The 19723-nt window shown below is 75.2% G+C and carries 18 protein-coding genes; 7 read left to right on the plus strand and 11 right to left on the minus strand.

The genetic code is table 11. The features are described from left to right. Positions 1–33: 33 nt before the first annotated feature. A complete protein-coding gene (locus tag AB0C21_RS22120) occupies positions 34–1194 on the plus strand; it encodes an ROK family transcriptional regulator (protein ID WP_500206529.1) in 1161 nt (386 codons plus the stop codon). A 223-nt stretch (positions 1195–1417) separates the two neighbouring features. Here the strand turns inward: AB0C21_RS22120 and AB0C21_RS22125 are convergent, their stop codons facing one another. From AB0C21_RS22125 to pdhA, 10 genes are all read right to left on the minus strand, one after another. Then, positions 1418–2989 carry an AAA family ATPase gene (locus tag AB0C21_RS22125; RefSeq protein WP_500206531.1) on the minus strand — a complete coding sequence of 524 codons (1572 nt, stop codon included), beginning with the start codon at positions 2987–2989 and terminating at the stop codon, positions 1418–1420. Continuing rightward, positions 2986–3633, minus strand: a complete 648-nt coding sequence (pnuC, locus tag AB0C21_RS22130) for a nicotinamide riboside transporter PnuC (protein WP_500206533.1) — start codon at positions 3631–3633, stop codon at positions 2986–2988. The genes AB0C21_RS22125 and pnuC overlap by 4 nt, the downstream gene beginning before the upstream one ends. Positions 3634–3676: 43 nt before the next feature. Next, entirely contained in the window at positions 3677–4408 is a 732-nt protein-coding gene (locus AB0C21_RS22135) for an anti-sigma factor (protein WP_500206535.1), read from the minus strand. Further along, the gene (gene sigK / locus AB0C21_RS22140; RefSeq protein ID WP_500206536.1) at positions 4405–4992 is read right to left on the minus strand and encodes an ECF RNA polymerase sigma factor SigK; all 588 of its coding nucleotides are present in this window, start codon (positions 4990–4992) and stop codon (positions 4405–4407) included. Before sigK ends, AB0C21_RS22135 begins: the two co-directional genes overlap by 4 nt. Positions 4993–5057: 65 nt before the next feature. Next, a complete protein-coding gene (locus AB0C21_RS22145) occupies positions 5058–6428 on the minus strand; it encodes a High-affinity nickel-transporter (protein WP_500206538.1) in 1371 nt (456 codons plus the stop codon). After that, positions 6425–7780, minus strand: coding sequence for a tetratricopeptide repeat protein (locus AB0C21_RS22150; RefSeq protein WP_500206541.1), 1356 nt, complete (start codon positions 7778–7780; stop codon positions 6425–6427). The genes AB0C21_RS22145 and AB0C21_RS22150 overlap by 4 nt, the downstream gene beginning before the upstream one ends. Next, the gene (locus AB0C21_RS22155; protein ID WP_500206542.1) at positions 7735–9294 is read right to left on the minus strand and encodes a DUF4331 domain-containing protein; all 1560 of its coding nucleotides are present in this window, start codon (positions 9292–9294) and stop codon (positions 7735–7737) included. Before AB0C21_RS22155 ends, AB0C21_RS22150 begins: the two co-directional genes overlap by 46 nt. A gap of 250 nt (positions 9295–9544) precedes the next feature. Beyond that, positions 9545–10885 (minus strand): dihydrolipoamide acetyltransferase family protein, encoded by a 1341-nt coding sequence (locus tag AB0C21_RS22160; protein WP_500206544.1) that lies wholly within the window; start codon positions 10883–10885, stop codon positions 9545–9547. Continuing rightward, entirely contained in the window at positions 10882–11931 is a 1050-nt protein-coding gene (locus AB0C21_RS22165) for an alpha-ketoacid dehydrogenase subunit beta (protein WP_500206546.1), read from the minus strand. Before AB0C21_RS22165 ends, AB0C21_RS22160 begins: the two co-directional genes overlap by 4 nt. Before the next feature lie 10 nt (positions 11932–11941). Then, positions 11942–13063 carry a pyruvate dehydrogenase (acetyl-transferring) E1 component subunit alpha gene (gene pdhA / locus AB0C21_RS22170; protein ID WP_500206548.1) on the minus strand — a complete coding sequence of 374 codons (1122 nt, stop codon included), beginning with the start codon at positions 13061–13063 and terminating at the stop codon, positions 11942–11944. Between the two features lie 148 nt (positions 13064–13211). Between pdhA and AB0C21_RS22175 the strand changes: the two genes are divergently transcribed. Continuing rightward, the gene (locus AB0C21_RS22175; protein ID WP_235037155.1) at positions 13212–13841 is read left to right on the plus strand and encodes a GntR family transcriptional regulator; all 630 of its coding nucleotides are present in this window, start codon (positions 13212–13214) and stop codon (positions 13839–13841) included. A gap of 58 nt (positions 13842–13899) precedes the next feature. On the opposite strand, the gene AB0C21_RS22180 is transcribed toward AB0C21_RS22175, so the two are convergent. Then, positions 13900–14616, minus strand: a complete 717-nt coding sequence (locus tag AB0C21_RS22180) for a GntR family transcriptional regulator (RefSeq protein ID WP_500206550.1) — start codon at positions 14614–14616, stop codon at positions 13900–13902. A 160-nt stretch (positions 14617–14776) separates the two neighbouring features. Between AB0C21_RS22180 and AB0C21_RS22185 the strand changes: the two genes are divergently transcribed. From AB0C21_RS22185 to AB0C21_RS22205, 5 genes are read left to right on the plus strand one after another with little or no spacing between them, the layout of a single operon-like run. Continuing rightward, a complete protein-coding gene (locus AB0C21_RS22185) occupies positions 14777–16006 on the plus strand; it encodes an NRAMP family divalent metal transporter (protein ID WP_500206552.1) in 1230 nt (409 codons plus the stop codon). Positions 16007–16013: 7 nt separating this feature from the next. Then, on the plus strand, positions 16014–16622 hold the full coding sequence (locus AB0C21_RS22190) for a 5-oxoprolinase subunit B family protein (protein WP_353820553.1): 609 nt from the start codon (positions 16014–16016) through the stop codon (positions 16620–16622). A gap of 16 nt (positions 16623–16638) precedes the next feature. Next, positions 16639–17529: a 5-oxoprolinase subunit C family protein gene (locus tag AB0C21_RS22195; protein WP_500206555.1), complete on the plus strand. Its 891-nt coding sequence runs from the start codon at positions 16639–16641 to the stop codon at positions 17527–17529. Next, positions 17526–18317 (plus strand): putative hydro-lyase, encoded by a 792-nt coding sequence (locus AB0C21_RS22200; RefSeq protein ID WP_500206557.1) that lies wholly within the window; start codon positions 17526–17528, stop codon positions 18315–18317. Before AB0C21_RS22195 ends, AB0C21_RS22200 begins: the two co-directional genes overlap by 4 nt. A 20-nt stretch (positions 18318–18337) precedes the next feature. After that, positions 18338–19708 carry a protein kinase domain-containing protein gene (locus AB0C21_RS22205; protein ID WP_500206560.1) on the plus strand — a complete coding sequence of 457 codons (1371 nt, stop codon included), beginning with the start codon at positions 18338–18340 and terminating at the stop codon, positions 19706–19708. Positions 19709–19723: the final 15 nt, after the last annotated feature.

Consider the following 19723-nt stretch of genomic DNA (forward strand, 5'->3'; position numbering starts at 1 on the left):
CGTCCGTCCGCCGATCGCTGTCAAGGGGTGCCCGTGCCGCAACACTCTCTCCACGGTGGCGACCCCTCGGTGCTCCGCCGGCTCAACTCGGCCGCGACCCTGCGGGCGCTGCGCGACGGCGGCGAGGCCACGCTGTCGGAGCTGGCCCGGCGCGTCGGGCTGTCGCGGCCCACCACCGAGGGCGTGCTGGGCGAGCTGATCGACCGCGGGCTGGCCGCCGAGGACGCGCCGCGTCCGGGCAGCGGCCTCGGCCGCCCCGCCCGCCGCTACCGGTTCCGGGCGGAGGCGGGCCACGCGCTCGGCATCGACATCGACGCGCACCGGGTGCGGCTGCTCGTCGCCGACCTCGCCGGCGAGGTCGTGGGCGGGGGGCACCGCGCCCGCCTGGACGGCGGCGCCCCGCCGGGCGAGCGGATCGCGGCGGTGCGCGCCGCGGTCAAGGCGTGCCTCGCGGAGACGGGCGTCGACCGGCGCTCGCTGCGGGCGGTCGCCGTCGGCACCCCCGGCGTCGTCGCCCCGGACGGGACGGTCACGTCCTGCACGGTCGTGCCCGGGTGGCAGGGCGTCCACCTGGCACGGGAGCTGGGCCGCTCGTTCTCCTGCCCCGTCCTCGTCGAGAACGACGCCAACCTCGCCGCGATGGCCGAGCGGTGGCGCGGCGCCGCCCGCGACGCCGACGACGTCGTCTGCGTCTACGCCGCCCTGCACACCGGCATGGGAGCGATCATCGGCGGCCGGCTGCACCGGGGGCGCTGGGGCGCCGCGGGCGAGATCGGCATCCTGGACGAGCTGGGCCTGCGCGACACCGCCGCCTCCCTGGTCCCGGACGCCGGCCGCGGCGCCGTCTTCGAGGAGGCGGAACGCGTCCTGGAGGCGGCCGGGCGCGGGTCCGCCGAGGCGGGGGAGCGCGTGGAGCGGCTCGCCGACCGGATGGCGCGCGGCGTCGCGGCGATGGCCCTCGCCCTCGACCCGGAGACGATCGTGGTCGGCGGGCCGCTGGCCGGGGCCGGTGCCCCGCTGGTCGCGGCGCTGCGGAGCCGGGTCGCCCCGCTGTGCCTGAGCCCCGTCCGCATCGAGGGGTCCGAGCTCGGGGACGAGTCGGTGGGCCTCGGCGCCGTCCGGCTCGCCCTCGACCGGATCGACGAGGACCTGTTCCGCCTCGACCCGACCGACACGCCGCCCGCCGTCGAATGAACCCCTGTCCTGTCGGTGGGGCTCGATAGGGTCTCGGGTGCACGGGTGATGAGGGACCGCGCCGGACGGACGGGAGCGACATGAGCGCACAACCGGTAGAGCCGTTCCTCCCGGGGCAGGTCCACCGGGTCCCGCGGACGATCAGGGGCATCGCCGACTGGCTGACGGAGGAGAAGCGCGCCCGGTTCCTCAAGGAGGTCATGGCCGCCACGGAGGAGGACGACTACCAGCGCGTCATGGACGACTGGTGGGCCGAGGCCCACCTGGCCCAGATCCCCGACCGCGCGGAACGCCGCGCCAGGGCGCGCAGGGCGGACCGGAGCGACCTCGTCTCGCTGGACGAGCTCAAGAGCCGGTTCCTGGCGGAGGAAGACCCGGGGAGGTGACCGCCGGCCGCCGAGGCTGGACGGTCTACTGCGAGAAAGAGGCCTCCGACGTCATCGAGGCCATGCCCCCCGCGCTGAAGGACTTGGTGATCCGGTTCTTCTGCGACTTCGCGGTGGCGGGCGGCCTGGCCGCCGAGACCGGAGGGAGTCCCCCCGGAAGGCCGTTGGACGACGCCCGTCTGGAGTTCAGGATGGTGGTCGACGGCACCTCGATGTTCTTCGACTACCTCGTCCTCGCCGACATCAAGGAGTTCCGCGTCACGAACATGATCTGGCTCGGGTGAGCCCAGGGCGAGGGCCTGGGGGGTCAGCGGGGCGCTGAACCGCCAGCCGTCGGCGAGCAGGGCCTCGGTCGCCTCGACGGCGGCGGCCAGGCGCCGTTCGTGGGGGCCCGTCACGGTGATGGGGGGAAGGCCCCGCTTCTCCAGTTCCTCCCGGAAGCGTCCCGACATCCACGACCTGATCAGCTCGCCGTCGCGCCAGCCGTCCTCCTCGAAGGGGACGCCCTCCGGATCGGTCAGGATCCACAGGTGGTGCGGGGTCCGCGCGTGGACGCCCTCGACCTCGGGGGCCGGGTCGCCGAGGTAGCGCTCGTGCCAGAGGGCGGTCGCGAACGCGTCGGTGTCGCAGACCAGCAGCGGCGAGCCCGACCGGGCCGCCGCGTCCTCCATGGCCGCGTGGCGCTCGGCGATCTCGGTGAACTCGGCCGACTCCCACACCAGGTCGTCCAGCCACAGGGACGGGTCGCCCGCCCGCCGGCGGGCGGCGGCGAGCTTCTCCTCGGTGAAGGTCCGGCCGTACTCCGGCACCCACCGGGTCGCCTCCCAGACCCCGCCCCGCCCGGCGTAGTGGGCGGCGAGCGCGCGGGCCAGCGTCGTCGTGCCGGTCGACTCGGCGCCCACCACCACGACCCTGCGCGCCAGGTGCGCGCGGACGGGCGGCGACAGGAACTCCCAGTTCCCGGCGGGGTCGGCCCGCACCGCGGTGCCGCTCACCGGGAAGCGCTCGCGCGGCGGGTCGACCGGGACGTGGACGGCCGAGAAGCGCTCCGCCAGTTCCGGTCCGTACGCCTCCGAGCTGAACACCGCGTCCACCGGGGGGACGGACGCGCCGAGCCCCGACCGCATCGCCAGGCCCGCCCGGAACGCCGCCACGTGCGCCGACCAGGCCTCGTCGGACTCGTAGTCGATCTCCGCGTCGTCCACCACCGGGACGATCTCCACGTGCGGCTGCCGGTGCGCCTCGCGCAGCCACGCCGTCCGCAGCGCGAGCGGAATGCTCTCCACGGTGGACGCCGCGACGACCACGCTCACCCGCGCGCAGGCCGCGGCGGCCGTGTCGATCAGATGGTGGTGCCCGGCGTGCGGCGGGTAGAACTTGCCGATGACGAGGCCGTGCTCGTGCGTCACGCGGCGGCCGCCGGGGCGAGGGGCCGCCCGCGCAGGTCGCGGCGCCAGGCCAGCAGACCGGACACGCACAGGGCCAGGAAGACGATGTAAAGGACGCCGGTGAGCTTCAGGTCCTTGTAGAAGTACAGCGGGATGTAGACCAGGTCGGCGGTGATCCACAGCCACCACGACTCCAGCAGCTTGCGCGACTGCCCGTAGGTCGCCATGAGGGAGAGCGCCGTGGTGAGGGCGTCCCAGAACGGCACGGTGGAGTCCGTCCAGGTGGCCAGGGCCCAGGTCAGGAACGCGGTGCCCGCGGCGCCCGCGGCGATCAGGGCCGCCCACTCCGCGCCCCGCGTGCGCCGCACCGGGAGCCGGTCGCGGCCGTCCCCGCCGTACAGCCACACCCACCAGCCGTAGAACTGGAGCGCGACGTAGACGACCTGGAGCCCGGCGTCGGCGTAGAGGCCGCCGTCCAGGAACACCAGGCCGAGCAGGATCACGTTGGCGATGCCGATCGGCCAGTTGAGGATGTTCTGCCGGACGACGAGCCACACGTTGACCGCGCCGGTCGCGAAGCCGAGCAGCTCGGCCCACGTCGTGGGGACCGACCCGAGGTGGAAGGCGGGGTCGAGCAGCGGACCGAGCGGGACGTTCACCGACATGCCCGCAATGATCACATATCGTCAGACAGACGACAAGTGGGAATCAGGCGACGCCCAGCAGGACGATCGGCGTGGTCGTCGGCCGCGCGGACCCGCCGGCCGGCTCGACGGTCACGCCGAGCCTGTCCCGCGGAGTCCACGTCCCGGCGACGACCGGGCGCCCGGGGTCGCCGGGCAGCAGGCCCGCCGAGCGCGGGCCGTCCGCGCCGATCAGCCACAGCTGGTACGCCTTCGAGGACGGCAGCGCCCGCAAACCGGACGACGCCACGACCACCCCGCCCCGCGACGCGGACGCGACGATCGTCACCGTCCCGCCGCCCGCGGCCCGGCTTGTCGCCGCCCGCGCGTCCGGCGCCGACAGGACGGACGCCACGTCCCGGTAGGCGGACTCCGTCCGCTCCACGCGCTGCCGTTCGTGGACCGCCACCCCGACGGAGGCGGCCGTGACCAGGCACGCGGCCGCGGCAAGCCCGGCCGCGGCGGCGCGCCGCCACCGGCGCGGCCGCAGGGGCCGCACGCCCGCGGTGCGGCGGGGAGAGGCGGGCGGCAACTGCCGGACGTTCCGGACGTCCGCCAGCACCCGGGCGCGCAGCCGCGGCGGCGGGGCCTCGGCGACCGCCATGCCCAGCCGGGCCGTCGTCGCCCGGAACTCGCGCAGCTCGGTCGCGCACGTCTCGCATCCGGCGAGGTGCTCCTCGAACGAGCGCCGCTCCTCGGCGTCGTCGATCGCGTCCAGCGCGTACGCGCCGGCGAGGGCGTGCAGGTCGTCCGTCACCGTTCCACCCCCAGGCAGTCGCGCAGCCGGATGATGCCGTCGCGCATCCGGGTCCGCACGGTGTTCGGCGGCGCGCCCACCAGCGCGGCCACCTCACGATAGGAGTGCCCGCCGTAGTAGGCGAGCGTCACCGACTCGCGCTGCAGGTGCGTGAGCGCCCCCAGGCACCGCCGCACCCGCTCGTACTCCAGCCGCGCCTCGACCCGCTCGCCCACCGGGTCGTGGGCGCCGCCCGGCCCGGGGCGGACGGTCCTCGCCTCGCGCTCGCCCGCGGCCTGCTCGCGCCGCACGCGGTCCACGGCCCGGCGGTGCGCGATCGTCAGGATCCACGCCGTCGCGCCGCCGCGGGCCGGGTCGTACCGGGCGGCGGACCGCCACACCTCGATCATCACCTCCTGCGTCACCTCCTCGGCCATCGCCGGATCGCGGACCACCCGCCGCACCAGCCCGTGCACGGGCGCCGCGACCGCGTCGTACAGCACCTCGAAGGCGCGCTCGTCGCCGCGCGCCGTCCGGGCGAGCAGCATGTCCGCGTCATGCCCGGACACCGTGCCCCCGTCCGGCGGTCTCGTCTCTGCCGGCATGCCGCGCTCCCCTCCGTAGGCCGTCCACCCGGCACTACGCATCCGCGGCCGTCCCGGGTCGGAGGTCACGGCACCAGGCTCCGCAGCGTGAGCCCGAGCCCGAGGACCACGACCGTCGCGGACGTCCCTATCGGCATCATCGCGCCGGGAAGCCGCGGCCGCATGGCCGGAATGCGCCGCGCCAGGGCGCGCGCGGACCCGGTGACGAGGAGGCCGACCGCCATGAGCGCGGCGGCGAGGCCGAGCCCGTAGGCCAGGACGAGGACGACCCCGAACCAGGCCCGCCCGATCGCCGCGCCGCCGACCAGCACCACCACCGCCGACGGGCTCGGCACCATGCCGCCCGCCAGCCCCATGAGCACGACCCCGCCGCGCCGCGAACCCGCCTGCCCGTGGTCATGCCCGTGCCCGTGTCCGTGCCCGTGTCCGTGGGTGTGGTGGCGGTTGCGCAGGGCGCGCCTCAGCAGCAGCGCCCCCGCCGCCGTCACGAGGACGCCGCCCGCCGCGCCGAGCCATGGGAACAGCGCCTCGGGCGCCAGCAGCGTCCCGGTCGTCACGAGCAGGCCGAGGGCCAGCACGCCGGCGGTGTGGGTGAGCGTGACCGTCAGGCCCAGCGCGAGGACGTCCCGCGTCCGGCGCCGCCCGTCCCCGATCGCGTGCGCCGCCATGATCGTCTTTCCGTGGCCGGGTGCGAGCGCGTGCAGGGCGCCGAGCAGCAGCGCGAGCAGGAACGCCAGGGCGGCGAAGCCGGGGGTCAGGTCGTGCCGCGCGACCAGGGACGTGAACCGCTGGGTGAGCCCGTCGGCGCCGCGCGGCAGCAGCCGCCCGGGACCGCCGCCGGACGCGGGGGCCGCGAGCGGCGGCCCGCCCGCGCGCACGTCGAGGACCGCCGACCGCCGGTCCAGCGGGGAGGCGAGCATGTCCGCCGGGTAGGCGGCGAGCCGCCTGCTGCGCGAGGACTCCGGCACGTCGGACGCGGCCAGCGTCATCCGGTCGCCGCGTGCGGTGACCTCCCGCCAGCCGACCCGCCCGTCGCCCCCGCCCGCGCGGAAGACGATCCTCCCGGGCCCGGCGGGCGCGGTGATCCGGCATTCGAGCCGCAGCGTCGGCAGCCCCGCCTGCCCGCGCGGCGCCGACGCGGCGGCCGACGCGACCGTCGCGGGGACGGCGCGCCCGTCCACGGTGACGTGCAGGGACGAGGCCGCCCGCGCGCAGGCCCCGCCCGCCCAGGCGGCCAGCTCGCCGCTCGACGGGCGCCCGTCGCGGTCGGCGTCGACCTCCGGCATCGCCTGCGCGGCGGGGATCTCGGCGAGGTCCTCGACGTGGTCGATCCGCAGCTCGTGCGGCGCCGCGACGAGGCCGTCGTAGTGGTTGACGGTGAAGTTGCCGAGGGGATGCGCGGCGAGCATCCCGGCGGCGAGCGCGAGAACGATCACGACGCCCCCTCCAGGTCGTCCAGGGCGGCCCTGGCGCGCGGCGCCCACAGCGGCGAGAAGCGCGGGTTGCGGCGCAGCGCCTCGGCCAGGTCGCGCCGCGCGGCGGCGCGCTCGCCGGCGGCCTTCTCGATGACGCCGAGATGGAACCGGAACGACGCGCGGCGGTACCCGGTGGCCGTCGCCTGGCGGGCGTAGCGGAGGGCTTCGCCGTCCCGCCCGTTGACGTGCAGCGCCCAGGCCAGCGCGTCCGCCGCGTGCACGCCGCACTGCCGCACCTTCGGGCCGGGGCAGCGCCGCCGGTACTCGGCCCGCGCGGCCCGCAGCGCGTCCCCGGCGTCGCCGTGGTCGCTCTCGGAGAGCGCGGTCTCCAGGTCGGCGTCGACGCCGTTGGCCCTGGCGATCCGCGCCCACGCCGTCGCGACCGCGTACTGCCGCTCCGCTTCGTCGCGGCGTCCGGCGGACTCCAGCAGCTCCCCGTACTCGGTGAGGTACTGCGGCAGCGGGAGCCGCCGGACGATCTCGGCCCGTTCGGCGAGCGCCCCGGCCGTGTCGCCCCGCCCGGCCCTGACGCGGGCGTCGCCGTCCATCGCGGGCAGGTGGCCGGGGGAGAGGCGCAGCGCCTCGGCGTACTCGCGGCGCGCGCGGTCGAGGTCGCCGTCGTTCCAGGCCAGCTCCCCGAGCTGCACCGCGATGTAGGCCAGGTCGCCGCGGTCGGCGGCGGAGGCCCGCGCGAGCCCCAGCACCCGGCGCGCCTCCGCGACCTCCCCGCGCAGCTCCCGCACGTACGCGAGCCGCGTGAAGATCGGGATGCCCGGGCGGAGGGCGTCGGCTCGCCGGGCGGCGGCCAGGGCGTCGCCGTAGCGGCCGAGCTCCACCAGCGCGTCCACCCGGACTGCGGCGGCCCGCTGCCCGTAGGCGTTCGCCTTGAGCGCCCGGTCCGCATACCCCAGGGCACCGTGGAAGTCGTGGCGCGCCGCGGCGAGCGCGCCGAGCCCCGCCAGCGCGCCGTCGTTCCCGGGGGCCTCCCGGAGGGAGCGGCGCAGCACCTCGTCGGCCTTCGGGTAGTACGTCGGGTCGGCGGTCACCCGGGCCTGCTCCACGTACGCGAGGCCGAGGGAGGCCCAGCCCGCGGCGTCGCGCGGCTGCTCGCGCAGCCGCTTCTGCAGGCCGGCGATGCCCGAGGCGGGGGCCCCGGCCGGGGCGGCCGCGGCACCCTCCCCGGACGGGCGGCCGAACGCGACCGCCGATCCGAGGGTGAGCGCCGCGACGAGCCCCGCCGCCGAGGCCCCGGTGAGGACGGGACGCATCAGCTCTCGTGCCGTCCCGCCGTAGGACGCCGTCGCCGCAGCCACAGCAGCCCGCCGGTCAGCACGAACGCGCCGGCGCCGGCGGCCGCCGCGGGCAGCAGCGGGCCCACCCCGCTCCCGTCGTCCGAGGTGCTCTCGGTGGCGCCCGCGTTGAGGAAGTTCACCGGCCCGCCCTCGCCCTTCCCCGCCGAGCCCGCGGCCTTCGTCCCGGGCTTGCGCACGCCGCGCACGTCCGACCCCGAGTGCGGCTGCGCCACGTACGGGAAGCTCTTCTCGAAGGCGGCGTCGTTGGCGTTGACCGCGTCGCCGAGGTCGTTCTTCTTGCCGAGCAGCTCGCCCTCGACGGCCTGGAGCGAGATGTCGATCACGTCGTCGGTGAGCCGCCGCCCGTTGGGGAAGCCCGCCTTGTCGCCGCCGAGCACGCCGAGGCGGTCCGGCTTCGCGGCCGGTTCGACCGAGGTGTTCAGCCGCAGCAGCTCGGCCGTCCGCACGTGCGCCGGCTGGTTCAACCCCGGCACGCCGGTGAGGAACGCCTGGACGAGGTCGTTGCGCGGCCCGGGCGGCGCCGGGATCTTGTAGATCTTCTCGATGAGCTTCGGCAGCTCGGGATCGGTGACGAACCCGGCGAACCGCGCGTCCTGCCACGGGGTGGACGCGTTGAAGGTGTCCTTCTTGCCGCGCGGGATGACCACCTCGTTCACCAGCGGGCTCCCGAGCCGCGACACCTGCGCGTACCCGCCGGACGCGGAGAGCCGCGACACGGTCGAGTTCACCCCGATCACCGGGTCCTTCCCCTTCACGAGGTGGCGTGTCGGGATCTGCAGCGCGACCGTGTTGACGTTGTAGCCGCTCAGCGTGTCGTTCCCGACCTCCTTCAGGTTCGCGCCGTACAGCAGGTCGAAGACGCGCAGGTCGAGGAAGAACGAGTCGTCGGCCTGCCCGGCGAAGGAGGTCGCCCCGTCCCCGAGCGGCTTGACGGCCTGGCCGCGCAGCTTCGCGTAGTCGGGCATGGACGCCTTCCCGACGTTGGACGGCGCGACGGGCGCGTTCTCGGCGAGCGTGTGCACGCTGCGCACCCGGCCGCCGGTCCGGCGGACCAGCGTCAGGTCGTAGGTCTGCGTGAAGTTGAGGTCGGGGTCGTCCAGGCTCGTCACCGGCCCGGTGTTGTAGAGGAAGGTGTTCGCGTTCTTCAGCCGGTCGTGGAAGCGGAACCGGTAGGTGAGGTCGGGCAGCGAGTCGCCGTCGTTGTCGACGTTCAGGTCGTACCGGGCGTCCCGCGCGAACTTGTAGAAGTTCGGCCCGCCCGCCGGGTCCTGGAACGGAATGAAGTTCGCGATCAGGGTGGTGGTGTCCGGCTTGTCCGGACTGACGAACGCGTAGACGTCGGTGTTGTCGTACTGCGGCTGCCCCGAGATGAGCGGCGCCTCGCGGTGGCTGGACGCGGTGCCCCGCTCAGGCGCGAGCCCGGCGAACCCGCCCGCGCACAGCAGGCCCCCGGCGGCGACCATCGCGACGACCCGTGCCCTGGACGTTCCCCCGGCTGGATGGAGTGTCGGCATCGTGGAACCCTCGCCGGTCTCCGGGTGCCCGCCGCGGCGGCGCCTTTCCGTGGCGCTGGGCTGCGTTGCCGCGACGCCGGATCGACCGGTCTCTTCGCCATGCCCGCGGTTACTTCGCACCCCGCGCCGGATCTGATTGGTCCGTCCCGCCCTCTGGCCGGATACGGCCACCGCTGAACCACCGCGTCATGCCCTGACGCGGAAGGCCCCCCGCCGTCCTCGGCGGGGGGCCTCCACGATGCGTGCTCGGCTACGCGACGATGAGCAGCGGCTTCTGGAGCAGCTCGGCGAGGCGGGCCAGGAACCTCGCGGCCGTCGCGCCGTCGGTGGCGCGGTGGTCGACCGAGAGGGTGACCGCCATGCGCTTGCCGGGGACGACCTGCCCGTCGCGGACGACGGGCTCGTCGCGGACGGCGCCCACGGCGAGGATGGCGGCCTCCGGCGGGTTGATCACCGCGGAGAACGAGTCCACCCCGAACATGCCGAGGTTGCTGACGCTGAAGGTGCCGCCGCTCATCTCCCGGGCGGACAGCTTTCCGTCGCGGGCCTTCCCGGCGAGCTCGCGGGTCTCCCTGCCGATCTCCGAGACGCTCTTGCGGTCGGCGTCCCGGACGACCGGGACGACGAGGCCGTCCTCGACCGCCACCGCGACGCCGACGTGCACCCGCTTGTGGAAGAGCAGGTTCTCCTCGGTGTAGGAGACGTTCACCGCCGGGTGCTCGCGCAGCGCGGTCGCCACCGCCTTCACGACCAGGTCGTTCACGCTGACCTTCGCCGGGGCGAGCGCCTCGTTGAGGGTCGCGCGGAACGCCAGCAGGGCCTCGGCGTCCACCTCGCGGTTCAGGTAGAAGTGCGGCGCCTCGCGCTTGCTCTCGGTCAGCCGCCGGGCCGCCACCTTGCGGAAGCGGTTCAGCGGGACGGCCTCCACGTCCGGGTCGTCGGCCCGGTCCTGGACGGCGGGGGCCGCCGGGGCGGGAGCCGGAGCGGCGGCGGCCGGTGCCGCGGACGCCGGGGCGGCGGCCGGGGCGGACGCGGCCGGGGCGCCGGCGCGGACGGCGGCCTCGATGTCGGCGCGGACGATGCGGCCACCGGGGCCTGAGCCGGTCAGCGTCGCCAGGTCGATGCCGTGGTCGCGGGCCAGCCGGCGCGCCAGCGGCGACGACGGCGGGCGGGAGCCGGCCGGGCGTCCGACGGCCCGCGCGGGGGCGGCCGTGGCGACCGGCGCCGGCTCGGGCGCGGCCTGCGGGGCGGGCGCGGGCGCGGGCGCCGCCTCGGCGGCGGGAGACCGCTTCGCCTCGGCCGGAGCCTGCTCCGGCTCGGCGGCGGGTTCCGCCGCGGGCTCGGGGCGGGCGCCGCCGGCCGGGACGATCACCGCGATCGGGGCGCCGATCGCGGCGGTCTCGCCCTCGGCGACCAGGATCTTCTCCAGCACGCCGGCCTCGTAGGCCTCGTACTCCATGACCGCCTTGTCGGTCTCGATGTCGACGATGACGTCGCCGACCGCGACCTCGTCACCCGGCTGCTTCTGCCAGGAGCTGATGACGCCCTCCTCCATCGTGTCGGAGAGGCGGGGCATGAGGATCTCGGTCATCGCACGGGCTCCAGGACGGGTCGCGGGGACGTGGCGTCCGCCCCCGGCGCGGTGCGGCCGGTCGCGCGGAGCGTGGCGCGGACGGCGGTGAGCAGGGACTCGGCGGACGGCAGCGCCGCCGTCTCCAGGGACTTGGCGTAGGGGAGGGGCACCTCGGCCATCGCGACGCGCCGGACGGGGGCGTCGAGCCAGTCGAACGCGCCCTCCTGGATCGTCGCGGCGATCTCGGCGCCGATGCCGTAGGTGAGCCAGTCGTCCTCGGCCACGACGGCGCAGCCGGTCTTGCGGACGGAGTCCACGACCGTCTGCCGGTCGAGCGGGCGCAGGCTGCGCAGGTCGACCACCTCGGCGGAGACGCCCTCGGCGGCGAGGGTCTCGGCGACCTCGGAGGCGACGCGGGCCATCCGGGAGTAGCCGATGATCGTGATGTCGGTGCCGGGACGGGTCACGGCGGCGCGCCCGATCTCGGCGGGCTCGATGTCCTCGACCGCGGCGGGCAGCTCGCCCTTGGTGTTGTAGAGGGCGAGGTTCTCCAGGAACAGCACCGGGTCGTCGTCGCGGATCGCGGCCTTCAGCATCGCCGACGCCTCGGCGGGCGTGCTCGGCGCGACGACCTTCAGCCCGGGGATGAACGAGTAGAACAGCTCGACGTTCTGCGAGTGGGTGGCGCCGAGCTGCTGCCCGCCGCCGCCCGGCGTGCGGATCACCATCGGCACGCTGGCCTGCCCGCCGAACATGCCGTAGATCTTCGCGGCGTGGTTGACGATCTGGTCCAGCGCCAGCAGCGAGAAGTTGATCGTCATGATCTCCACGACCGGGCGCAGGCCGAGCATCGCGGCGCCGATCGCGGCGCCGACGAAGCCCTCCTCGGCGATCGGGGTGTCGCGGACGCGGCGCGGCCCGAACTCCTTCAGCAGCCCCTCGGTGATCTTGTAGGAGCCCTCGAAGAGCCCGATCTCCTCGCCCATCAGGAAGACGTTCTCGTCGCGGAGCATCTCGGCGCGGAGCGTGTCCCGGAGGGCCTGGCGGTAGGTCACGGTTGCCATGGGGTGCCTCTCAGGAGCCGAATACGGGGTCGGCGGGGAGCCGGCGCAGCTCGCCCGGGACGGGGGTGGCGTAGGTGTAGTCGAACAGCGTGGACACCTCGGGCGCCGGGCTCTCGTCGGCGAACGCGGCGGCGGCGTCGACCTCGGCCTTCACCTCGGCGTCGAGCCGGTCGCGCTCGTCGGCGGACAGGACCCCGGCCTCCTCCAGCTCCAGCGCCATCCGGGCGAGGGGGTCGGCGGCCTTCAGGGCCTCCTTCTCCTCCTTGGACCGGTAGCGGGCCGGGTCGACGACCGAGTGGCCCTTCAGCCGCGGGCTGACGGTCTCCAGCAGGTACGGCTTGCTCTCGGCGCGGGCGCGCTCGACGGCGGTGCGCGCGGCGTCCCGCACCGCGAGCACGTCGGTGCCGTCCACCCGCAGGCTCTCCATCCGGTACGCGGCGCCGCGCCGGTACAGCTCCGGCTCGGCCGCCGAGTTCTCCACGGTGGTGCCCATGCCGAGGCCGTTGTTGATCACGACGAAGACGACCGGGAGGTCCCAGAGGGCGGCGATGTTCAGCGACTCGTGGAACGCGCCGATCGCGGTCGTCCCGTCGCCCATGTGGCACATCACGACCTCGTCGCCGCCCTTGTAGGAGACGGCGAGCGCCGCGCCGGCCGCGAGGGGCACCTGCCCGCCGACGATCCCGTACCCGCCGAGCAGCCGGGCCTCGGCGTCGAACAGGTGCATCGACCCGCCCCAGCCCTTGGACACGCCCGTCGAGCGCCCGTACAGCTCGGCCATCACGCGGTCCGCGCCGATGCCCTTGGCGAGTGCATAGCCGTGCTCGCGGTAGTTGGTGAACAGGTAGTCGGTGGGGCGCAGCGCGGCCATCAGTCCGACGACCGTCGCCTCCTCGCCGAGGTTCAGGTGGCAGTAGCCGCCGATCTTGGCCTCGGTGTAGGCGCGGGCGGCCCGCTCCTCGAACCGCCTGACCAGCAGCATCTGCCGGTAGTAGCCGACGAGCGTGGCGGCGTCTGCCGCCGGGGGAGCCGCCGGCGTCGCGCCGGTCCTCGGCCTGGGGGCCTTGGTGGCGCGCGCCCGGCGGCTCCGCGCCGGGGCGGCCCTGCCGGCCGACTGAACGGTCTCAGCCATCGGCGACCTTCCTCTGTCCGGGGCAGCGCCGTAGGATCGCCACAACGCTCCCGATCATCATTGATCTATGATCGATCATATTCTACCCGCTGGAACCCGCCCCCCTGTCAAGAGGCACTTACCGGCCGTGGCGCTACCATCCAGTTCTGTGAAGACCTCCGACCAGCTGCTGCTCCGCACCGGGCTCGCCGACCAGATCCGCGAGTTCATCGTGGAGGGCATCAGCTCCGGGCGGTGGGAGCCGGGCGAGCGCGTCGTCGAGCGCCGCATCGCCGCCGAGCTGGGCGTGAGCCAGGGGCCGGTCCGGGAGGCGCTCCGCCAGCTGGAGGCGCAGCGGCTGATCGAGACGCTGCCGAACCGGGGCGCCCGGGTCCGCGACTTCACCGAGCAGGACCTGGCCGAGATCTTCCCCGTCCGCGCCGGGCTGGAGCGGACGGCCGTGGAGCTGGCCCTGCCCCGGCTCTCCGGCTGCCTGGAGGCGCTGGAGGAGCACAACCGCCGGCTCGGCGAGGCCGCGCGCGAGGGCGACCTGCACGAGCAGATGCGGCTCAGCATCGCCTTCCACCGCGAGATCGTCGAGACGGCCGGGAACCGGCTGCTCGTCTCGGTGTGGGAGAGCCTCGGCATCGAGCTGTGGACGACCCTGTCCCTGCGGCTGCACCACACGGAGATCTACTCCAAGTCGGCCGAGCACGCCGAGCTGATCGAGGCGTTCCGCCGCGCCGACCCGGCCGCGCCGCAGCTCCTGCACGACCACGTCATGAACTACGCTCCGTAACCGCGCCTTCCGGCGAGGCCTTCCGCCGGGCCGTCTGACGGGCCTCTCAGTGGGCCTCTCAGTGGGCCTCGGAGCGGGCCTTCTCGCGGTAGGCCGCGGTGAGCTGGGCCTCCGCGTCGTCGAGGTAGGAGCGCAGCTCCCGCTCGGCCTCCGCGAGCTCGCCCCGCGCCATCAGGTCGTGGATCCGCCGGTTGCGGGTGAGGTAGGGCTCATGGAACTCGCGCGGCGAGCCCATCTCGTGGAAGACCAGCCGCATCTCGGCCAGCAGGTGCTGGATCATCTCGTCCACCCGCGGGCTGCCCACCAGCGCGGCGATGGCCTGGTGGAAGCGGATGTCGGCGGTGCCGACGTCCGGCCAGCGACCGGCGGCGGCGGCGCTCTCGCCGTCCAGGACGGCCGCCTCCGCGCGGCCGAGCGCCCCGGCCGGGGCCTCCCGCGCGCACCGCACGCCCTCGCACTCCAGGATCCGCCGCACCCGGTAGAGGTCGGCGAGGCCGTCGGCGGTGACCCGGCGCACGAACACGCCGCGGTTGAACTCGTGGACGAGCAGGCGCTCCATGGCGAGCAGCCGGAACGCCTCGCGCACGGTGTTGCGCGAGACCTTCAGGGCCTCGCCCAGCTCCTCCTCGCGCAGCCGCTCCCCGGGGGCGAGCCGCCCGTCGGTGATCTGCTCGCGCAGCAGGTCGGCGATCCGCGCGGCGGTGCTGCTCCGGGACAGTTCGTGCCGGGCGGCGGCGATGTCGGTCAGCCACGAGCCCTGCGCCGGCACGGGCATCGACCACCTTCCGGGGGGCAGGCGCGGGACGCCGCGCACGAAGATCCGGGGAGGCCAGCCTATCCCCGGCGACCGGAGAATGCATCAACAGGTCTCTTGATGGATTGTTGAACAATCCCTACGCTTGCGGAAAGTCGAACCCCCCGGAAGGGCCCCCGCCATGACGGACCCAGCGACCCTCGACACGACCACCGCCCCCACCGCCCGCTCCCGCCGCGCCGCCCTCACCGGCGCCATGTTCCTGATGGCCACCAGCGCCATCGGACCCGGCTTCATCACCCAGACCACCGTGTTCACCGCCGAGCTCGGCGCCGCGTTCGCGTTCGCGATCCTCGTGTCCGTGCTGGTGGACATCGCGATCCAGTTGAACGTGTGGCGCGTCGTCGGCGTCTCCGGCATGCGCGCCCAGGAACTCGGCAACCGCGTCCTGCCCGGCGCCGGGTACGGCCTCGCCGCGCTCGACGTGTTCGGCGGCCTGGTCTTCAACATCGGCAACATCGCCGGCACCGCGCTCGGTCTGAACGCGCTGCTCGGCCTGGACGTCAAGATCGGCGGCGCGGTGTCCGCGCTGGCCGCGATCGCGATCTTCCTGGTCCGGCGGGCCGGCGTCGCCATGGACCGGATCGTCGTCGTGCTCGGCGGCGTGATGATCCTGCTGACCCTGTACGCGGCGGTGGTGTCCGAACCGCCCCTCGGGGACGCGCTCCGGCAGAGCATCGCGCCGGAGACCGTCGACTTCCTGGTCATCACCACGCTGATCGGCGGGACGGTCGGCGGCTACATCACCTACGCGGGCGCGCACCGCATGATCGAGTCCGGGCTGACCGGGCCGGAGCACGTCCGGGAGATCAACCGCAGCGCGGTCACCGGCATCCTCGTCACCGCCCTGATGCGCGTGCTGCTGTTCCTCGCCGTCCTCGGCGTCGTCGCGGGCGGAGTGACCCTCGCCAAGGAGAACGCCCCCGCCTCGGCCTTCGAGCACGCGGCGGGCCAGGCCGGGCTGCGCGTCTTCGGCCTGATCATGTGGTCGGCCGCGATCACCTCGGTCATCGGGGCGTCCTACACCTCGGTGTCGTTCCTGGTGTCGTTCTCCTCCTTCGTCGAGCGGCACCGCAACCGGCTGGTCGTCGCGTTCATCCTCGTCTCCGCCGCCATCTACCTCGCGGTCGGCACCACCCCGGCGAAGCTGCTCGTCCTCGCGGGCGCGCTGAACGGGCTGATCCTGCCGTTCGGACTCGCCGTGCTGCTCTGGGCGGCCGCCCGCCGCCGGGACCTGCTCGGCGGCCACCGGTACCCGGTCTGGCTCCTTGCCATCGGCGTGGCGGCCTGGGTCCTGTCGCTCTACCTCGGCTGGAACAGCCTGTCCGGGCTCGACGACCTGTGGAAGTGAGGGCGGGGTGCGGATCCTCCCGAGCGGCGACGCGGCGCTGCTGGTCGAACTGCCGGACCTCCCGGCGATGCTCGGCCTGTACACCGCGCTCGCGGCGGCCCCGCCGCCCGGCGTCGCCGACCTCGTCCCGGCGGCTCGCACCCTGACCCTGCTGCTCGACCCCTCCGCCGACCCGGCCGCGGTCGCCGCCGCGGTGCGCGCCACCCGGCCGGGCGCGGCGGACGGCGCCGCCGGGGACGTCGAGATCCCCGTCGTCTACGACGGCGACGACCTGCGCGAGGTCGCCCGCCTCACCGGGCTCGCCCCGGACGAGGTCGTCGCCGCGCACACCGGGACCCCGTGGCGGGTCGCGTTCACCGGGTTCGCGCCCGGATTCGGCTACCTGGAGGGCGGCGACCCGCGGCTGGACGTCCCGCGCCGCGCGACGCCCCGCGTCCGCGTCCCGGCGGGCGCGGTCGGCCTCGCCGGGCGCTTCAGCGGCGTCTACCCTGTCGAGTCCCCGGGCGGCTGGCGGCTCATCGGACGCACGGAGGCCGTCCTATGGGACCTCGAACGCGACCCGCCCGCCCTGCTGCGCCCGGGAACCCGGGTCCGCTTCGTCCGGCGGGAACCATGAGGCTCCGGAGGGAACTTTGAGGCGCCGACTGGACGTTCTCCGCACAGGGTTCCTGGCCACGGTCCAGGACCTCGGCCGCTCGGGTCACGCGGCGCTCGGCGTGGGGGTGTCGGGCGCCGCGGACCCGGGCTCGCTCCGCCTCGCGAACCGGCTGCTCGGCAACGCCGAGGGGGAGGCCGCGATCGAGGTCACCTTCGGCGGCCTGCACGTGCGCTGCCGGGGCGGCGTGTTCGCCGCGGTGACCGGCGCGCCCGCCCCGCTGCTGGTGGACGGCCGGGCCGAGGCCCCCTACTCGGTGGTGCACATGCCGGACGGCGCCGAACTCCGCATGGGCGCCCCGCCCGCGGGCCTGCGCAGCTACCTGGCCGTGCGCGGCGGCGTCGCCGTCCCGCCCGTCCTCGGGTCGCGCTCCACCGACACGCTCTCCGGCCTCGGCCCCGCCCCGCTCAAGCCCGGCGACCTCCTCCCCGTAGGACCGCCGCCCGCCGCCCCGCCGCTGCTGGACGCCGCGCCCGTCCGCCCGCCGCACGGCGGCGACATCGAGCTGCGCGCGATGCCCGGCCCCCGCCACGACTGGTTCGCCCCCGGCGCGCTGGAGGCCCTCTTCTCCTCCGCCTACACGGTGACCAGCGAGATCGACCGGGTGGGCATGCGCCTGGACGGCCCCGGACTGGAGCACGCCGGGCGCGGCGAGCTGCCCAGCGAGGGGACGGTCACCGGGGCGCTGCAGGTCCCGCCGTCCGGGCGGCCGGTGCTGTTCCTCGCCGACCACCCGCTCACCGGCGGCTACCCCGTGATCGCGGTGGTCGCCTCCGCCGACATCGGACGTGCCGCCCAGGCCCGGCCCGGCCAGCGGCTCCGGTTCCGGCCGCATCCCGCACCGAACCTCCGGGAGGAAAGATCATGACCGCACCCCTCGACCCGGGCGCGCTCACGCCGGACCAGGCGAGGGCCCTGTTCCGGGCCGGCCTGCGCGTCCCCACGTCCGGCTGGTGCGCGGGCTGGACGCAGGCGAACCTCATCGCCGTGCCGCGCGAGTACGCCTACGACCTGCTCCTGTTCGCGCAGCGCAACCCCAAGCCGTGCCCCGTCCTGGACGTGACCGAGCCCGGCGCGACCTCGGCCGCGCTGTTCGCCGGGGACCTGCGCACCGACCTGCCCGGCTACGTCGTCTACGAGCACGGCGAGCCGGTCGCCGAGGTGACCGACGCGACCGCCCACTGGCGCGACGACCTCGTCTCGTTCCTCATCGGGTGCAGCTTCACGTTCGAGGACGCGCTCCGCGAGGCCGGCGTCCCCGTCCGGCACATCGAGCAGAACCGCAACGTCCCGATGTACCGGACGAACCGGATGTGCCGCCGCGCGGGCGAGTTCGGCGGCCCGCTCGTCGTCTCGATGCGCCCCGTCCCGGCCGCGCAGGTGGCCGACGCCGTGCGGGTGACGGCCCGGTACCCGTCGGTCCACGGCGCGCCCGTCCACGTCGGTGACCCCGTCGAACTCGGCATCGAGGACCTGTCCGCGCCGGACTTCGGCGACCCGGTCGAGATCCGGGTCGACGAGATCCCCGTTTTCTGGGCCTGCGGAGTGACCCCGCAGGCGGCGGTGATGGCCTCCCGGCCGAAGCTCGCCATCGGGCACGCCCCCGGCCACATGGCGATCACGGACGTCCGCGACACCCGGTACCTCGTGCCCTGAGTCCGGTCTAGGCTTCGTCCATGCCCGAGATCATCGCCGCGGGCGAACGCCTCGGCGGGCGCTACCTCGTCGAGCGGCCCCTCGGCGCCGGCGGCATGGCGACCGTCTGGCGCGCGGTCGACACCGTCCTCGACCGGGCCGTCGCGGTCAAGGTCCCCAAGGACGGCGGGCCCGAGGAGTTCTCGCGGCGGCTCCGCCAGGAGGCGCAGGCCGCCGCCGCGCTCACCCACCCGAGCATCACCGGCGTGTACGACTACGGCGAGCACCGCGCCGGCTCGGAGGGCGCCTCGCGGCGCGAGAGCCGCCCGATCCCGTACGTGGTCATGGAGCTGCTGGACGGCGAGAGCCTGGCCGTGCGCCTGTCGCGCGGCCCGCTGCCGTGGCGGGAGGCGGCCGGGATCTGCGCGCGGGTCGCCGACGCCCTGGCCGCCGCCCACGAGGCCGGCATCGTGCACCGCGACATCAAGCCCGGGAACGTGTTCCTCACCCCGGTCGAGGTGAAGGTCCTCGACTTCGGCATCGCGTTCACCGGCACGGCGGGCGGACCGGTGATGGGCACCCCCGCCTACATGGCGCCAGAACTGGTCACCGGCGCGTCGCCGACCCCGGCGGCCGACGTCTACTCGCTGGGCGTCGTCCTGCACGAGTGCCTGACCGGCGCGCCGCCCACACCCGCATCGGCGTTCCGGAAGGGCACCCCCGACGAGGTCGCGGCGCTCTGCCGCGACTGCCTGTCTCCGGACCCCGCCGCGCGGCCCACCGCCGTAGAAGCGGCCCGCGTGCTGGCAGGTGCCGCCGGCATCCGGCTCCACGTGCCCGGTGGCGCCGACGCGCCCGCCGGTGAAGGCCCTCCGCCTGCGGAAGGGCCGGGGAACCCGACCCGCGTCCTGGACGACCCCGCCCCCTCCAGGCGCGGGTCCGGCCGGCGTCCGCTGCTCATCGCCGGGGTCGCGGCCGGGGCGCTGTGCGCGGTGGCCGCGCTCCTGGCGGCCCTCGCGCCCGACTCGTCCGACTCGTCCGATGCGAAACCGGCGGCGCCGCCCCCGTCGGCGGGCAGGTCGACGGCCGCCGCGACCGCGTGCTCGGTGGCGTACCGGGTCGACGGGACGTGGCCGCGGGGCTTCCAGGCGACCGTCCGGATCACCAACGCCGGGGCCGGCGCGATCGACGGCTGGACGCTGGCCTTCGCCTTCCCGGACGGGCAGACGATCACCCAGCTGTGGAACGGGAGCCGGGTGCAAAACGGGGCGTCGGTCACGGTGACGGCGGCGGAGTGGAACCGGTCGATCCCGCCGCACGGGACGGCCGAGTTCGGGTTCCTGGGGAGCCGGGACGGCGCGAACGGCGCGCCGTCGCGGTTCACCCTGAACGGGGCGGAGTGCCGCGGCTGACCGCTTCTGGGAGCG

Origin of the sequence: Spirillospora sp. NPDC049024 (genome assembly GCF_040649235.1) — a bacterium.
GTDB lineage: Bacteria > Actinomycetota > Actinomycetes > Streptosporangiales > Streptosporangiaceae > Spirillospora.

Excerpts from the sequence above, each read along its gene's own strand:
- pnuC (WP_500206533.1), bottom strand. The coding sequence starts at position 3,633 with ATGTCGGTGAACGTCCCGCTCGGTCCGCTGCTCGACCCCGCCTTCCAC.
- sigK (WP_500206536.1), bottom strand. The coding sequence starts at position 4,992 with ATGCCGGCAGAGACGAGACCGCCGGACGGGGGCACGGTGTCCGGGCAT.
- AB0C21_RS22155 (WP_500206542.1), bottom strand. The coding sequence starts at position 9,294 with ATGCCGACACTCCATCCAGCCGGGGGAACGTCCAGGGCACGGGTCGTC.
- AB0C21_RS22160 (WP_500206544.1), bottom strand. The coding sequence starts at position 10,885 with ATGACCGAGATCCTCATGCCCCGCCTCTCCGACACGATGGAGGAGGGC.
- AB0C21_RS22165 (WP_500206546.1), bottom strand. The coding sequence starts at position 11,931 with ATGGCAACCGTGACCTACCGCCAGGCCCTCCGGGACACGCTCCGCGCC.
- pdhA (WP_500206548.1), bottom strand. The coding sequence starts at position 13,063 with ATGGCTGAGACCGTTCAGTCGGCCGGCAGGGCCGCCCCGGCGCGGAGC.
- AB0C21_RS22180 (WP_500206550.1), bottom strand. The coding sequence starts at position 14,616 with ATGCCCGTGCCGGCGCAGGGCTCGTGGCTGACCGACATCGCCGCCGCC.
- AB0C21_RS22185 (WP_500206552.1), top strand. The coding sequence starts at position 14,777 with ATGACGGACCCAGCGACCCTCGACACGACCACCGCCCCCACCGCCCGC.
- AB0C21_RS22200 (WP_500206557.1), top strand. The coding sequence starts at position 17,526 with ATGACCGCACCCCTCGACCCGGGCGCGCTCACGCCGGACCAGGCGAGG.
- AB0C21_RS22205 (WP_500206560.1), top strand. The coding sequence starts at position 18,338 with ATGCCCGAGATCATCGCCGCGGGCGAACGCCTCGGCGGGCGCTACCTC.